Origin of the sequence: Marinimicrobium sp. C6131, assembly GCF_026153455.1 — a bacterium.
Lineage (GTDB): Bacteria > Pseudomonadota > Gammaproteobacteria > Pseudomonadales > Cellvibrionaceae > Marinimicrobium.
Genome location: NZ_CP110629.1, coordinates 3853799 through 3869405 on the forward strand (window position 1 = coordinate 3853799; position 15607 = coordinate 3869405).

General features: G+C 52.5%; 13 protein-coding genes. 11 read left to right on the forward strand and 2 right to left on the reverse strand.

Features of this window, described 5'->3' with window-relative positions:
* The first annotated feature begins 216 nt into the window (after positions 1-216).
* Both OOT55_RS16305 and OOT55_RS16310 read left to right on the forward strand, forming a co-directional pair.
* Positions 217-627 (forward strand): hypothetical protein, encoded by a 411-nt coding sequence (locus OOT55_RS16305; protein ID WP_265366898.1) that lies wholly within the window; start codon positions 217-219, stop codon positions 625-627.
* 55 nt (positions 628-682) lie between these two features.
* On the forward strand, positions 683-1903 hold the full coding sequence (locus OOT55_RS16310; protein ID WP_265366899.1) for a transporter substrate-binding domain-containing protein: 1221 nt from the start codon (positions 683-685) through the stop codon (positions 1901-1903).
* A gap of 10 nt (positions 1904-1913) precedes the next feature.
* Here OOT55_RS16310 and OOT55_RS16315 read toward each other — a convergent pair whose 3' ends face one another.
* Both OOT55_RS16315 and ettA read right to left on the reverse strand, forming a co-directional pair.
* Complete coding sequence (locus OOT55_RS16315; protein ID WP_265366900.1) at positions 1914-2978, reverse strand: sulfite exporter TauE/SafE family protein; 1065 nt, start codon at positions 2976-2978, stop codon at positions 1914-1916.
* A gap of 1 nt (position 2979) precedes the next feature.
* Positions 2980-4668, reverse strand: a complete 1689-nt coding sequence (ettA, locus tag OOT55_RS16320) for an energy-dependent translational throttle protein EttA (protein ID WP_265366901.1) — start codon at positions 4666-4668, stop codon at positions 2980-2982.
* 144 nt (positions 4669-4812) lie between these two features.
* Here ettA and OOT55_RS16325 point away from each other — a divergent pair, with 144 nt between their 5' ends.
* From OOT55_RS16325 to OOT55_RS16365, 9 genes are all read left to right on the forward strand, one after another.
* On the forward strand, positions 4813-6078 hold the full coding sequence (locus tag OOT55_RS16325) for a tyrosine-type recombinase/integrase (RefSeq protein ID WP_265366902.1): 1266 nt from the start codon (positions 4813-4815) through the stop codon (positions 6076-6078).
* On the forward strand, positions 6075-7664 hold the full coding sequence (locus tag OOT55_RS16330) for a hypothetical protein (protein ID WP_265366903.1): 1590 nt from the start codon (positions 6075-6077) through the stop codon (positions 7662-7664). The genes OOT55_RS16325 and OOT55_RS16330 overlap by 4 nt, the downstream gene beginning before the upstream one ends.
* The gene (locus OOT55_RS16335) at positions 7661-9871 is read left to right on the forward strand and encodes a hypothetical protein (protein WP_265366904.1); all 2211 of its coding nucleotides are present in this window, start codon (positions 7661-7663) and stop codon (positions 9869-9871) included. The genes OOT55_RS16330 and OOT55_RS16335 overlap by 4 nt, the downstream gene beginning before the upstream one ends.
* A 2-nt stretch (positions 9872-9873) precedes the next feature.
* Positions 9874-10266 carry a hypothetical protein gene (locus OOT55_RS16340; protein ID WP_265366905.1) on the forward strand — a complete coding sequence of 131 codons (393 nt, stop codon included), beginning with the start codon at positions 9874-9876 and terminating at the stop codon, positions 10264-10266.
* Positions 10267-11302: 1036 nt separating this feature from the next.
* Positions 11303-12394: an HAD family hydrolase gene (locus tag OOT55_RS16345; RefSeq protein WP_265366906.1), complete on the forward strand. Its 1092-nt coding sequence runs from the start codon at positions 11303-11305 to the stop codon at positions 12392-12394.
* Positions 12395-12975: 581 nt separating this feature from the next.
* Entirely contained in the window at positions 12976-13356 is a 381-nt protein-coding gene (locus OOT55_RS16350; protein WP_265366907.1) for a hypothetical protein, read from the forward strand.
* A 640-nt stretch (positions 13357-13996) separates the two neighbouring features.
* Positions 13997-14209 (forward strand): hypothetical protein, encoded by a 213-nt coding sequence (locus tag OOT55_RS16355; RefSeq protein ID WP_265366908.1) that lies wholly within the window; start codon positions 13997-13999, stop codon positions 14207-14209.
* A gap of 26 nt (positions 14210-14235) precedes the next feature.
* On the forward strand, positions 14236-14460 hold the full coding sequence (locus OOT55_RS16360; RefSeq protein WP_265366909.1) for a hypothetical protein: 225 nt from the start codon (positions 14236-14238) through the stop codon (positions 14458-14460).
* Between the two features lie 174 nt (positions 14461-14634).
* A complete protein-coding gene (locus tag OOT55_RS16365) occupies positions 14635-15450 on the forward strand; it encodes an FRG domain-containing protein (protein WP_265366910.1) in 816 nt (271 codons plus the stop codon).
* Positions 15451-15607: the final 157 nt, after the last annotated feature.

Here is a 15607-nt window from a genome sequence, read left to right on the forward strand (position 1 = left end):
CGAGGGCGGATTAACGCGGGCGCGATACTACCATAACGTCTTTCCAAAATCCCCTCTAAAGCCCGCCACTCTGGGGTTTGCTACCCATTGAGAAGTAGTCCGAATTACCATTTTTGTGCTGTGAGTGGCGATCAAAGTGTCTGCTCAGTCACAGCATTGCCCGGTCATGAGGTGTACGCTGACGTCCATCGATGTATTCAATGAGGCAATCCTCCCATGGCCCTTTTATCTCGTACCCAATCGGACGCTCCGGTCGAAGAAACCCGTGACTGGTTGGTCGCGGAAATTGCTCCGCATCAGTTCAGTGCCCACCGCTCCGCACTGGTTCAGGGGAGCTGGACGGGCTGGTTTGATATGGCGGTCTGGCTGAAAACGCCGGCGGGTGCCATGCAGCCGCTGCAACTGGAGTTGGTCTATCGCGATAGTACCGGGGAGCAGCGGGTGGCCATTGACCGGTGTCCGGTCGGGGGGCACCGCACGGTTCTGTTGAACGCCTCGCTACCACTGACCTTTTCCGGGCGTGTCCAGTGGGCGGCCTTTGTCCTCAAGCGGCTGGCGCCGGAAGCCAAGGTCAGCCTGGATATGTGCCACCTGGTTCCCCAAGAGCGTCGCCCGCGTTTCGCCTGATCCATTGCCCTGATGACCGCCTGCTATACTGAGGGCTCTGTTCGGAGTCCTCAGTATGTCTATTGTTTTTCTACGGTTGGGCGCGTTTGTGATTTGGATGGCCTCCCTGCCGGTTTTTGCCACCAATGTTCAGCTCGGCACCAATGTGTCGGACTTTGAGCAGTTCTACAATCGCGGTGGCGGCTCCGTCGAACACATTCAATGTATTTTCGACCACTTGGGATATACCCCCGAGGTTCAGCGTATGCCCTGGAGACGCGCCCGACAGGAGGTGTCCACGGGCAAGATCGATGGGTTTTTTACCGCGATTCACACCCCTGAAGTGGACAAGTACGCCACTCTGTCGTCTCCCCTGTTACTGGAAAACTGGTACTGGTATTGGCCCGCGGGCACGAAAGCGCCGGGCGAAGCGCGCCGTGGGGGACTCCGGATAGGCGCCATTCTGGGCAGTCACCAGGCGGTCTGGCTGGATCAGCAGGGCTACCCGATCCACATGCGGATCAACAGCTTGCCGCAGTTGCTCAAGCTGCTCTTGAGCGGCCGCATTGATGCGTTTATCGCCGACCGGGACCACATGAGGGCGGTGGTCGAGGCGCTGGGGGTCGACCAAAACCAGTATCAGGAGCGGTTTTTACGTTACATGCCGCTGGGCGTGTACTTTGGCGACGAGTTTCTGACCTCCCGTCCGGAATTTCTGAAGGCCTTCAACCGGTATATCATCGAGTGCACGGAGAGCGGGTTTGTCATGTCCGCCCTCGAGCAGGCTGAGCTGCACAGCTGGCTGTCGCCCCTGTTGAGTGAGTGGCAGCACACCCCAGGGTTGGTCACAGCACTGAGAGCACAGAATCGGCGGCACTCCGACCTGGTACAAGAGGCGTTGGTGCAAATGGATCAACTTTGGCAGGAGGCCTTCCGCCAAGGGGCTTATGAGGAGGTTCAATCCTGGCTGGATCGGGGACTGTCGGATCGACTGCGGGCCCTGGCCGTCGATGCCGATGGCCGCATCACCGAGGTGATTCTCGCCGACTTGAAGGGCCTCAATGTGGCCATCAGTGATATGACGTCAGACTATTGGCAGGGTGACGAGGCCAAATTTCAGCGGGCGCTCGCGCTGAGCGCCGGGCAGTTGAATTTCGAACCGGTGGAGTACGATGAGTCCACCCGGCGCTTTCAGGTGCATGTCAGTCAGCCGGTGATGGACCCGGACAGTGGCGAGCTGCTGGGGGTGCTGATTGTCGGAGTGGACATCGACAAGGCCATGTCCCGCCCCCACTGACCGGGGCGTCTTAGGCCTTGACCACCTCTGGTTCGGTGTCGCCCGCCTCGGCGGCCCGGCGCACTTCGTTTTTGCGCTGGGTTTCGGCCACCAGCACCGAGCCCCAGCTCCGCAACCGCTCAAACACCCACAGGCAGAAGCCCAGGGCGGCCACCGCCAGTGCGATTCCGACCAGCCCCAGGGCCTCCTGTTCGGCAAAACAGGTCCAGACAAACTGCCCGACACACAGGGTTGCCACCACCAGCAGGATCGGCTTGCGGCCGACTTTCTCAACGATGAACACGCCCAGAGGCGCGCCCAGAGCGACCACCGGTGCCGCGGCCAGCCAGTTCTCAAACACACCGGGTTGCCAGCTGTGGGTGACGCTCTTGATCAGGACCCCGTACACGGAGGCCAGGGCCATAATGACCACCGAGGTGGGAATCGCGATCTTCAGGTCCGCCCGGCACAGCAGTACCAGGGCGGCGTAGAGCACCATGTCGACGCCCACCCCGGTGACCGATACGGCCAGCAGACAGGCCACCAGGCCGAGGACAAAGCCCACGCGGTGATCCCAGTGCTCGTCGAACTCGGTCATGCCGACATGGCCCGCAATTTCACCAATCCGGTACAGGTGCAGCACGCCAAAGCTGCCCCAGAGCACCGCGAAGGTGACCTTGATCCACAGGTCCGGAATCAGGGGGGCGAAGAAAATGATGCCAATCGGGGTGCCAATCAGACCCCCCACCACGGCGCCCTTGAGCATGGACCAGGCCAGTGGCTGGCGGCGCGCCAGGATGAAAATGGTGGCGCTCACCATGCCGATGGACTGCACGGCGAAGCTGAAATCCCGGCCGAGCGTGGCGGGCATATCGAACAGCAACACCAGCACCGGAAAGCCGACAGTGCCCCCGCCCATGGGGGTGGAGCCCGCCGCATAGCTGCCGACCGCCATGGCCAGGGCCATGGGCCAGTGATCCTTCGCCGTCTGCCAGTGGCCGTCCATCTGCACCAGAAACAGCCAGGCGGTGTAAAACAACCCCAGCCAGAGAAACCAGACCCATAAGTGGCGCTTGGGCGGCGCTTTGATGTTCATCTTATTTCAACGGCTTGTACTTCACCCGCCGCGGCTGCGCATTCTCACCTTTACGCTTCACAAAGTCCTCGTGGTACTCGGTGTAATTGCCCTCAAAGAACACCACCTCCGAATCCCCCTCGTAGGCGAGAATGTGGGTGGCCACCCGGTCCAGGAACCAGCGGTCGTGCGAGATCACCATCACACAACCGGGGAACGCCAGAATGGCCTCCTCCAACGCGCGCAGGGTTTCAATGTCCAGATCGTTGGACGGTTCGTCCAACAGCAACACGTTGGCGCCCTGCTTGAGGGTGTTGGCCAGGTGCAGACGGCCGCGCTCACCACCGGAGAGTTCGCCCACACGTTTCTGCTGGTCCGAACCCTTGAAGTTGAAGCGGCCCACATAGGAGCGCGAGTTCACTTCGTAGTTGCCGATGCGCAGAATGTCCTGGCCACCGGAGATGGCTTCCCAGACGGTCTGGTCATCCTTCAGGTTTTCCCGGCTCTGTTCCACGTAGGCCACCTGCACGGTCTCGCCCAGCTCGATCTTGCCGCTGTCGGGCTGCTCGGTACCGGCGATCATCCGGAACAGGGTGGACTTACCGGCACCGTTACCACCGACAATACCGACCACGGCACCTTTGGGAACGCTCATGGTCAGGTTGTCGATCAGCAGGCGGTCGCCGTAGCCCTTGGAGACATTTTCCAGTTCGATCACTTTGTCCCCCAGGCGCTCGCCCGGCGGAATGTAGATTTCGTTGGTCTCGTTGCGGGCCTGGAATTCCTGGCTCTGCAGCTCATCGAAGCGGGACAGGCGGGCTTTGTTCTTGGCCTGACGGCCCTTGGGGTTCTGACGTACCCATTCCAATTCCGCCTTCACGGCCTTCTGATGCGCGGCTTCAGACTTGGCTTCCTGCTCCAGGCGCTTCTCTTTGGCCTCCAGCCAGTCACTGTAGTTGCCCTCATAGGGAATGCCGTGGCCGCGGTCCAGCTCCAGAATCCAGCCGGCGGCATTGTCCAGGAAGTAGCGGTCGTGGGTGATGGCCACCACGGTACCGGGGAACTGCTGCAGGAACTGCTCCAGCCAGTAGACACTCTCGGCGTCCAGGTGGTTGGTGGGCTCGTCCAGCAGCAGCATGTCCGGGCGGGACAGCAGCAGGCGGCACAGGGCCACCCGGCGGCGTTCACCCCCGGAGAGTTTGGTTACATCTGCATCCCAGGGCGGCAGGCGCAGGGCGTCGGCGGCCACTTCCAGCTTGTGGTCCAGGTTGTGGGCATCCCAGGCGGAGATGATGTCTTCCAGCTCGCCCTGACGCTTGGCCAACGCATCGAAATCCGCGTCCGGCTCGGCGTAGGCGGCGTAAATCTGGTCCAGCTCAGCCAAGGCGTCCACCGCCTCGCGCACGCCGTCTTCCACATTGCCGCGTACGTTTTTTTCCGGGTCCAGTTGAGGCTCCTGGGGCAGGTAGCCCACGGAGATACCCGGCATGGGCCGCGCCTCACCGTTATAGTCCTTGTCCACCCCGGCCATGATCCGCAACAGGGTGGATTTACCGGCGCCGTTCAGGCCCAGAACACCGATTTTCGCGCCAGGGAAGAAGGACAGGGAGATGTCTTTCAGGATCTCTTTCTTGGGCGGCACCACCTTGCCAACCCGATTCATGCTATAGACGTAAGAGCCTGTTTGTCCGTGTTTGTCACCTTTTGCCATCTTAAATAACACCTATAAGTCAGAGATTGCGTGGCTTTTGGGGGGTTTTTAAGCACACGACACAAGTTTAAAAAAGTACGCTTTTGATTGTGCGGAATCCAATTCGTTACTATACTGAAAAAAGTTACGTTTTGGAGAAGAATCGTGGGTCATCAAACCGCAGAGATAAGGATCAATGGTGCTAGAAGAAAGGTGTTAGTGCAAGAGCGCATGCCTGTCTACTACCCAAACCTTTATGTGACTCTCGAACAGTCAGGTCGGGCATTATACACACAGCAAAAGTATCTTGAGCACATCGGACGGTTTGAGGACTTTCTGGAATATGAGTCGATTGACTTGATCAACCGCCTGGAGGAGCGCCCCGAGTCGCGCTACTTAACTGATAGTGAGATTTCTCGCTTTGTCGTGAACGCGACATTAAATAAATCAACCCTGGACAGTAAGTATATAGGCGCACGCCTGCTTCCAGCGGCCTACAAAACAGTGGGTAGGGCCCATGCGCAGCAGCGACTCGAAGCCGTGCGTGACTACCTCAAGTTCCTGTACGACAAGCTGGGTGACGAGGCGACGCGAGATGCAGCCGTTGATGATGTCGAGCGGCGCTTCAACCGCAAGATAAAGGCGGCCAGGCCAGCCTGGAAGAAGAGCAAAAATGATGACATGAAAGGGCTGACCAATCAGGAGCGAGATCGCTTGTTGGAGGTTATGCACCCTGAGAGTGCCGAGAACCCCTTTACAAACGAAGCACTGAAGCTGCGTAATTACATAATCTTACTCTTGGGTCTTGATATGGGGCTGCGTCGCTCTGAAATGCTTCTGATTAAGCTCAGCGATATTCATTGGCACAACGGGCAGCTCTCTGTTGTCGATCTTGAGAGTGATGAAATAGATCCGCGCACCTTGGCTCCGCAATTCAAGACACACGAGCGCATGCTACAAATGAATGACGACCTTGTCTGGGTAATACGCGAGTATGTGGACACCTACCGAGTCTTGAAGAAGGGGCCTTCTAAGGCAACAAATCATCCTTTTTTGCTGGTGTCCCATCGACGTAATGAAGGCAGTCCGATGAGTGTTAAAGCGCTTGATGGCATTCTGCCTAGAGTTCGCAAAGTAGTACCTGAGTTGGCGCATGTTCATCCTCATATATTGCGTCATGATGCGGTCTACACACTATTAGAGAGCATGCGAGAGGAGCTGGAAGCACTTACCCCAGAGGACCGCACGACACAAGTTCAAAAAGTCCTCACATATGCCTTTGGGTGGAGTCCCGAATCTAATATGCCGAGCCTCTACGGAGCGAAATTCTGGAAGGAAGAAGCCGATAAGGCGATGAAAAAGCGCTCGGATAAATTCAAGGCAATCAGAGAGGGTGTAGAGACTGAAATTCGCAAGGGAGACGTTAAATGAATATCGAAGTTTCAGCACTTAAAGCACCGACGCAGGACTCTCTCGATGCGTGGCTGAGTAAACCTAGACCCGCGAAATGCGGTGAATTGTTCACTCCCACTGAACCGATGTGGTGGCCTGACAGGGCAGCTCGCAACTCGGTCAATTGGCAAGCCGCAATCGCTTGTGTTCCGTCGGATAGGCAAAGCTGGTTACACGCCGCCTTAGCCTACCGAATGGGGGAGGTCTCTCAGGCCACTATTGGACTAACTACTTCAATTCTGTCGCGCGCGGCGCAGGTGGGGTTAGATCCCCTCAATGAGGACCATCTAATCGATTTGCGCGTGCGCTTTAATATGGTCGAATTTTCTTTGCTTGTCGGTTTTATGGAGTTCTGGCAGGCGTGCGAATCACTTGAACAGCGACCTTCGCAAGCCCTGATTGATGCTTATTGCGCGCTGCCCAGAAAGAAGCGGCGCCGCAACGATGTCATTTTACGCTTAGATCCAAAGCAGGGTCCGTTCACGCAGGTGGAACAAGATGCCCTGCACCAGTGGGCGCACGAGCAGTTCTCTCACGGCAATTTAGATCCTGAGCGCTATCTCTATTTGCGTCTGGCGATGATTTACGGGCAGCGTGGTACACAGTTGCGCATGATGGTCTTTGATGACTTTATCAAAACCGAGCGGGGCTGTCAGATTCGAATCTTCTGGGCGAAGCAGAAAGGCGATGACGCGGGATGGCGAACAAAGTCCGAGACCTTCAGCTTGGATGAGGATCTTTACGATGCGGTTCAGGCCTACAAGGCGATTGTCCTCGCCCGGCTTGAGCAGGAGTATCCTGGTCGAGCCGATTGGAATAAAGCGATTAAGCATGTGCCACTCTTTCGTCGCAAGCTGGATCGCCCAAGAAGAGGTTCCGAATCACTCCCCGTGCTAGTTGACTTTCCTGATCAGAAAGCGTTGGAGCAGGCACCAAAAGTGCAGTTTCATGCTGCCGCTATAGCTATAAATCGTTGGCTACTCCAAATGGAGAGTATGCCTGGCTTTCCAATTTCCTCGCGTACACATCAACCTCTGAAAATCAGTAAAGGCCATCGCTTCAGGCATACGCTCGGCACCGATCTTTCAAATGCAGGGCTGGATGAGTGGTCAATCGCTAGCGCATTGATGCACTCTCGTACCACCACCGTCCGTAAATACCGAGCGGTATCGGCTGAGTTGATGAATTTGATTGACGAGAAGATGACTGATCATCTCGCACTGGTCGTGAGTGCTTTTACGGGCACCATCGTGAAGGATCGTGCGTTAGCCAAAAATGGGGATCGAATGGACCGTCAGATTGAGGATGTTGCTGTTTGCGGGGCCGATAAAGTCTGCCATCTGGATGCCCCATTTACCTGCTATGGATGCAGCAAATTTCAGCCGCTACTTTACGCAGATCACAGCGCTGCACTTGAGCGGATGGAACGTCGCCGTGCGCAAACCATCGCCAATGATAAAACCACGGGTGTGCTCTGGGATCGTGCTATCTTGGCGTGTCGCAAGGTAATTCTCGATTGCAACGCGCTGCGTGCATTAGGAGAAGCAGACGGAAGTGACAGATGAGTCACTTAATCGATTTTAAGCCTAAGGGCCACCTTAAGGCCTCAGCGCAACTGGACGCCTTTATCGCGTGGGCACAAGCCACTTTGCCCAAAGGCATTCCTAGTAAACGGGTCCATGCTGGGATTCGATGGGATATGAGCTCGTGGCACAGCTGGGGGTTGAGAGGTTGCACTTTCACTGCTTATGGATTAACTGGAAGTACTAGGGCGAAAGACAAAAAGTATATGCAGCCGCCATTCGTGGATTTTGCCAAGGCATTAATTGTGTATTATGGGGTTTTTCATGGAAAAAAATCTGCTGAGTCTTGGCTTCAGGCTTTAAGGATTCTTGAGGTTGCGCTTATCGAGGTTTCTGGAGCAGGGGACGTGACAAAAGTATCGGCTGCAATCTGCAATAGGGCCTGCGAGCACCTACAAGCCAATTATCCTGATGGCAATATTGCATACTGTCGGAGCCGTTCTCTCACAAAGATAGTCCAATTAATGAGGGAAAAGGGATTACTCGAGAAGCGCTTTCGATGGAGTTCACCACTGAAATGGAAGCGTTCAGGTACGCTGAAGGAGCAGAAGAAAAATCGCGAAAGAAAACTTCCGAGCCGTGATTCACTTCTTGCTTTGGGTGAGCTGTTCAATAGCGATCTGACCAGTCCGTTGGACATTATAACCACTTCAGCGTGTGCCCTCTTGCTCAGTCAGCCGAGTCGCATCGGTGAATTATCCGATGTTGAGCGTGATTGTGTGGTGTTAAAAGACGATGCTCATGGTAATCAGCGCATGTTCCTGCGATGGCACGCCGAGAAGGGTTTTGGAGCGACAACTAAGCCCGTAGTTAAAGGTATGGAACCTTCAGTGGAGCGCGTTATTAAACTTATGACACCGATCACGGATGAGGCGCGCACGTATGCTGCATGGCTCGAAGATCATCCCGATGAGTTTCCTCCGCATGAGCATGTACCCAGAAAAGGCCTAGATGATCCGCTGACGTATGATGAGGCTTGTGCAGCGCTCAAAACTCAGGTGAACGGTGGGAAGTCACCACGAATGGCGTTTAAGATTAGATGGCTCGATTACTGGGTAAAGCGCGAGGCGGTAAGCCCTAGCGCTCAAGCAGTACTTGATGAGATACAAGAAGGATGGGATGTCAGCCAGGGGAAGCGAATCTGTGAGAATGGGAGTCTCAAGCATCGTCTGTTTAACGACAGAGCCGTCATTACGTTGCGCAAACTCAATATTCTGATGCGTGAAAAGTACCTACCTAAAGATTTCCCTTACACCACGCCTGCGGAAGACGGGAAAAGTCGTGTGAAGTACCGAGATGCGTTGTTCACGGTGCGGACAGGTAGTCTACTTGATGATACAAAAATTGCTGTCGCAAAGAGCCTTGATTTTGGAGTTGAAATTGCTGCCAGTAGTTGTCGAATAAGGGGGCAACTAGGAGGGAGTCAGAGGTGGCAAAGTATCTTCGAGCGACACGGGTACAGGGGCCTGAAGGTAAACACACACGCTTTTCGGCACGAGCTGAATACTGAGATGCACCGTGCGGGTCTTTCACAGCTGCTGATCGATGCGTTTTCAGGACGCACTACTATGGGGTCGGTCTACAACCATGTAACCGTTGAAGAGCGCACCCAAGCGGTTGCGGCAGTACACCCTAAAACCAAGCAGAGTAATGCGGCGCAGCGCTTGGAGAAGATCAGAACCAATGATCCCTTGAGTCTAAGTGACGTGACTGATCTTGCAGAGGGTTCTCAGGATCGAGTTATTCACAAAACTCACCTTGGTATCTGTGTGCACTCGTTTGAGAGTGAGCCCTGCCCCAAAATGGGGGCGTGCCTGACCTGTGGCAACCTGGGCTGCGTTAAGGGCGATGATGTTAAACTAGCTAACCTCAAAGAAGAGCGTATTTACCTTAAGCAGCGCTATGATAAAGCCGTAAGTGCAGAGGCTCGAAAAACCTTTGGCGCCTCTGAGTGGCGTAAAAAGTCGGGGCTTGACCTTTTGAAATGCGATGCATTGATCAAAACCTTGGAAAACCCTGAAGTCAAGAACGGCGACATAGTGTGGAACTCTGATAATGGTTGGAATCTCACCAATAATGCCGCAGCAATGGCGGGGCTAATCGACGCCAAAATAGTCGAAGCACCGAGACAGGCGGCGTTGCCGTCGTTAGACGAGCTGTCGGCTATGCTAGATGAGATCGAGGTATAGCGATGGGCCATTTAACGAAGAAAGACGAAGTGCGTATTATCAAGTTGATTGAAGAGTGGTCTGAACCCAAGCTGACCTGGCCTCTTTTGGTCGAGGCTTGCAAAGCTAAGCTAGGCATCAGCCGAGCTCGTCAATCCTTAATGAAGCTGCCAGCGGTAAACATGGCCATGAAGGATCGTAAAGCTGCGCTCAAAGCACCAACCGAAAAGTCGGGCTGGATTAAAGACATACATGAAGCGAATAAACGCATCGAGAAGCTGGCTGAAGCCAATCAGAAGCTCAAAGCTGTTAATCAGAAACTCCTTGAACGTTTCCTCATCTGGCAGGCAAACGCAGATATGCATGGTGTTTCTCAAGCGATGTTGGACCAACCTCTGGTTAATTTCAGGAGGTAGTCTGAGAGAGCTGCTAGCTAGCAGCTCCTTTAAAAGTCGTTGCCTCTAAGCAGACAAGACAGAATTTCTCACCGTAGGTGAAAGCAATAGAGCTTATGTTTTGAAGCAGAAGTTCTTGTGCGAGACTGGGGCTTAAGCGGGAAGTTCGATGCAAAACTGAATCACTCGGAGAATGATAGAGTAACGTGTTTATAGTCTGCTTTAATTGATTTGTCGCAGCGTACATTAAAGATGCAGCTCCCTAGCGCAAACGAGGACCAACCATAAATCACCTCTATTTCTGACAAGTTTTCAACTTATGCTTGCATTCTAACCTAGAATGGCAGTAACCGTAAAATACCAGTTACACTCGTACCAGTAGCCCTCATTTGACAGCATTCCGGTAATTTTTCAAGTGCCACGGTGTACTCTAATTTTTATCAGTATTCAAAAGCCGATAAAGTGCTCACTACCGGGTTCTTCTGGGGTCGATAAAGTGCTCACTACCGGGTTCTTCTGGGGTCGATAAAGTGCTCACTACCGGGTTCTTCTGGGGTCGATAAAGTGCTCACTACCGGGTCCCTCTGAAGTCGATAAAGTGCTCACTACCGGGTTCCTCTGGGATCGATAAAGTGCTCACTACCGGCTTTCTCTGAAGTCGAAAGAGTGTTCGCTACCGGGTCCTTGCGGAGCCGATAAAGTGTTCACAATATTCCTTAAGGCCCGCTAGCCAGCTTCTTCTGGAGATCGGGATCACGGAGGAGTCCTCCAGCAGTTGATCCAGAGGCGCCATGTAAAAATCGCCTTTTTGGAGCACATGATTGCCTTACCTTTGGTCATTCTGCATAATCAGTAAAGTAAGTTGTTTTATGGGAGACCAATGAAGTCAAAAGGTAGCATAGGATCATAGTGCGATCCCAAACATCCAAGGAAAACTTGGGAGTCGCGCCCACTAATGACTCGGGCCTGCATGGAATCGCTGAGATAACTTCTTTTTCTAGAACCTCTACAATATATAAACAAACGTCACAATGAGCCTTACAGAGTGATCCATGACGTGAAGACCAACACTTCTAAAAATCGATTGTTGATCCTCGATGTAGACAACACCCTTATGCATGTACCTGTCTATGATCACTTAATGTACGCGCTATCAGGCCGAGGACCGTCGGAAGAGGAGTTCTACAATACTCTTCCAGAAGGTGGCCTTTCCTTTTACGACGACTCGCCGCTGAAAGTGTACCCACGGCCCCACTTGGATGAATTTCTAAACAGCGTGGAAGACCTGGGATACGACATTGCCTTGTGCACGACAGGAACACGAGAGTACATCGAAAAGGTGTTACCGGCTTGTGGAGTCAGTCTAGAGAGGTTTATTTCGGTGGTAACCAGAGAGCAGATCGAAAACACCGGGACACGCTTGATTAAAGACATTCGATACTTCGTGTCGTTGGGGTACAAGGAGGACCAAATTGTCGCCATTGATGACCGTGAAGATGTATACCGTGCCTTTCAACGACCTAAGGTTCTGAAAATATCTCCTTTTGATGTTAAGCACGACTCTTTTTCTGAGGATAATGAGTTGCTTTTGACGACTAAAAGGCTTGAGCACCTAGGAGACAGATCGCTAGCGGCTATTCGGGAAGCACAGGAAATCGAATGGAACAGAGAGAAGCGTTTCATGGAGCTGGCCTATGCGGCATTCGATAGTAACAAGTATAGAAAACTACCCTTCATACCAGATATTTTTTTAAGGGCCATCGACGATTTGGAGAAGTTTCCGGGGTGTGAAGAGCTTGTGGAGCTTTCATTGAGTCGATTCTTAATCTACAAAGAGTACGGCCTGGTAGGTGCGATGGAGCGAAAAGATGATCACTTTATGATCAACAACTTTTGTCCTGAAGTCTGGACCGAAGTGTCGGCGGGAGTGAGCCGTATCGATCAAGACGAAGAACAACTTTCCGAATGGTTTTGGCACACGGCAAGTTATTCTATGTCAGAGATGTGCAAAGCCATGGGCTACCAGGTCGATGTCAACGACCTGCTTACGCTGGCGGCGGTTACGCTTGAGCCCTCGAATTTTGGTGGTTTTCATGTTCTGGCGCTAAGCGAAGGAATGCGCACTAAGGACCCGATGTCATACGGATAGGGCCCAAATATCTACACCTGCCCGACTTTCCTATTGACCTAACCACTGCGTGGCGATCTAAGGTGTTCACCGTTCATGTATCGTGAACAGTGGCGGAAAGTACTCAAAGGAAGGTTAAGCTTATATACAAATCCCGATCCATTTTACCGGTTTAGATTGTCCGGTTTTTAACAGCTTTGGCATCAGCTGGTGGTGGCAGTTGGCTCCTTTGAGCTACCTGCCAGGGTGGGCATTTCTAAGGTCAACCGAACACGGCAGATGCTCAACTCGTTGACCTCAGAAAGAGGCGGGCGGACGCGCATTGCCCCATGGGCACAGGATATTCAATCTCAGAGGGCTACTTTATGGGTTTGCGGAGTATGCTGGGCTTAGGCCCAAGCGAAGAAGACAGGGCTCTCAAAGCACTTGTCGACAGCTCCTACTCCTCTGTTAGGGTGGTGGGTCGTGGTACCGTCAGGATTGATCCACGAGAAGTTCGTCAAAGCCAAGAGTTTAAAGCCGCCCAAGCAAAAGCCAGAGCTATTGTAGAGCCCTAACAGGTCCCCCCGATTCTTTAAGCCCGTCACAAAGGTATAAGGCTGATGGCGACTCCTGATCAAGACCAGACGAACAATGTGTACCGAGGAGTCTTCTTTGGTTGGTTTGAAACCGGCCTGGAGGGCATGGTTTGGGCCCTCCAGTCAGAGCACGATGACAGTCTTCTAGGTGTGGTGGGGCTTGAAGAATCGGACTATGTGCAGATCTGCGACGCGGATGGAGCGATTCTATTCGAGGGGCTGATCAAACCTGATTATGAGACCGGAAAAGCACCCAACCAATCGCCCACAGGACGCAACCAGCCAACGGCGTTGGGATGCTGGATACATTGGACACAAGAAGGGTTTGAGTCCGATGAATGGGCGCGACTCTTCATTCCTGGCAGGGAGTTCACTGGATATATAAGGAAGGCTTGCGATTCATAGCCCCATTGCCCCATTGGGGGAGCGGACGTTGGACCTACTCTTGAACCCTGGTAACAATGAGGATTTTTCCCAGCACTTCCATCAAATCCCTTACAGCAAGGTGCCTATCTCGCAACATATTGTATAGAGCTCTATGTATCTCAGTGGTTGGAGTAGCCGGCTACGATCCAGATTGTCCGGTATTTCTTGCGGATGCGACTGTGCCAATAAATGAACCCATGCTAGCCTTATGCTAGTGCGTCCCGAAGCACGGAGGGCCTCTACACGCAGTGTAACTCCTAAAGGACCGAATTAAGCCGTATTGGTCAAATGTTCAACAGTTTTTATAGTATATTTGCAATACTGTCGAAAGTTGGGCAATTTGCAGAGTGGAGGTGCGCGTTTTGTTGCTGTGCTATTCTGAAATACGATATTTTTCAGATGCGTAGCTGAAGAACCCTGTGAGATAACGCGCAACCCTTGGAGGAATGGCGCGCATGCGCGCTTATAGCCTATCTGGCTTGTGCAAAGTATTTTTGAAATATATTGAAAATCATAGAGTTATCTGCTTGATCTAAATTGAATTATAGAGTAGGTATCAAGCCCGCTCGGCATAAAGATGTTATGCAATCAAGCGATTCAACTAGAGGAAAGGTTCTAAATGAAAACTTGTACTGTTTACGGTGATATGGCTTCCGAAAAATCTAGCGAAGCGTATCCAACGGAAACGTTCTGTGATGAATGTTACGAGGAAATGAACCCTGGGACCGAAGACAGTCAGGTCGTATTAGAGCAAGGTTATGACCGGAGCTTAGGCGAGGTGTGCAGCTTATGCGGAAAGTCTGAAGAAGACGAAAAGAAAGAGCAACTCTAAACCTCATTATTCTAGGGAGCCTTCTCATGAGCGAAGAAGAGTACAGCAAGAAAATTGGAATACCTGAAGGACATAGGTTAGTGGCCACGAAAGCTAGTGATTGGAAGGTCCGCAAAGGCCAAGATACCGACACTTACTATTACGACCACGTCGACGAGAATGACAACGTAATAGGTCATTACGTCGTGAAAGATAGCACCTCAACATATCCGCCATTCGGACGAAGCATCACTTGGGAAAAGGTAAACTAAAATTGCATAACCATGCGTACCAGTACGCCGCCGCAAGCGGCGTCAGGTTCATGGTGAAGAATGCAAGAAACCCTGCAAAAGGCTAACAAGCCATGAAATACGTTCCCTTGGGTCACCGGAGCTCGTTTCACTCGGCCGTTTATGGCAGGCCTTGTTCGGACAAGGATTTAGACTATGGATCAAGTTAGAAGGGTGCTCCTTGAGAAAGAGGAGGACATCACGGCACTGTACTCAGCGCTTGAAGGGTGGCTATTCCGTGGGCATGCTTCGTCAGAATGGAGTCTCACTAGCACGATAGAGCGTACTTGCAATACCTATGGCGTCAAGAGTGACCGTATAGCCGAGCGAGAAAGAAATAGTCTATTTGAATTTCAACGAAGAGCGCACCACTACATTGAGGAACAGCCAGATAGCACTGATCTGCTGGAGTGGGCAGCGTTACTTCAACATTATGGCGGGCCAACTAGACTTGTGGATGTGACCCATTCATTATTTGTTGCAGCATTCTTCGCCGTTGAGAATGCTACTGAGGATGCAGTAGTATGGGCATTTAATGCTGGAAGAATAACCCCGCTCTCTGAGCCAGAGGGACCCAGGAAACTAGATAGTACGGGGATAAAAGAAGCCAATTCAATTTTATGGGGAGAAAAAACGGAGAGTGGTGTTCGACTAGTCAAACCATTTCGACTTAATCGCAGGCTTGCCAATCAGCAAGGAGCGTTTATGATGCCGTTATCGTTGAAGGAGCCCTTTGAGTCTCAGGTGGCCAGTCAGCTTGATATCAGCATCAATAACTTTAAGGATATTACTGTAAAGAACTCATTAGTAGAGACGTCGGCTTGCCAAGCGGTGAAGATCATTGTACCAAGAGATATACAGTCTAGGCTTCTTCGGCTGTTAAGTGCAGCTAATGTAAGCGCCACCACTCTTTTTGGTGGGCTGGATGGGTTTGCTCGCTCGCTAAAAATCGGATTTCGAGCGTTTGAATGAAAAACGCGAACAACAAGGCTCAGCACTACGCCACCACTAGCGGTGGTGGGAAGCTCGTAAACTCGCGCTCGTGTGCTTGAGCATTATAAAGGATATTGACCTATGGCCAATTACATATGTGAAATTACACCCGAGAGGCAAACTAAACTAAGAAAAG

Bases quoted from the DNA above. Each gene is read 5' to 3' on its own strand.
- OOT55_RS16305 (WP_265366898.1), top strand. From the start codon at position 217: ATGGCCCTTTTATCTCGTACCCAATCGGACGCTCCGGTCGAAGAAACC.
- OOT55_RS16310 (WP_265366899.1), top strand. From the start codon at position 683: ATGTCTATTGTTTTTCTACGGTTGGGCGCGTTTGTGATTTGGATGGCC.
- OOT55_RS16315 (WP_265366900.1), bottom strand. From the start codon at position 2,978: ATGAACATCAAAGCGCCGCCCAAGCGCCACTTATGGGTCTGGTTTCTC.
- ettA (WP_265366901.1), bottom strand. From the start codon at position 4,668: ATGGCAAAAGGTGACAAACACGGACAAACAGGCTCTTACGTCTATAGC.
- OOT55_RS16330 (WP_265366903.1), top strand. From the start codon at position 6,075: ATGAATATCGAAGTTTCAGCACTTAAAGCACCGACGCAGGACTCTCTC.
- OOT55_RS16335 (WP_265366904.1), top strand. From the start codon at position 7,661: ATGAGTCACTTAATCGATTTTAAGCCTAAGGGCCACCTTAAGGCCTCA.
- OOT55_RS16340 (WP_265366905.1), top strand. From the start codon at position 9,874: ATGGGCCATTTAACGAAGAAAGACGAAGTGCGTATTATCAAGTTGATT.
- OOT55_RS16350 (WP_265366907.1), top strand. From the start codon at position 12,976: ATGGCGACTCCTGATCAAGACCAGACGAACAATGTGTACCGAGGAGTC.
- OOT55_RS16355 (WP_265366908.1), top strand. From the start codon at position 13,997: ATGAAAACTTGTACTGTTTACGGTGATATGGCTTCCGAAAAATCTAGC.
- OOT55_RS16360 (WP_265366909.1), top strand. From the start codon at position 14,236: ATGAGCGAAGAAGAGTACAGCAAGAAAATTGGAATACCTGAAGGACAT.
- OOT55_RS16365 (WP_265366910.1), top strand. From the start codon at position 14,635: ATGGATCAAGTTAGAAGGGTGCTCCTTGAGAAAGAGGAGGACATCACG.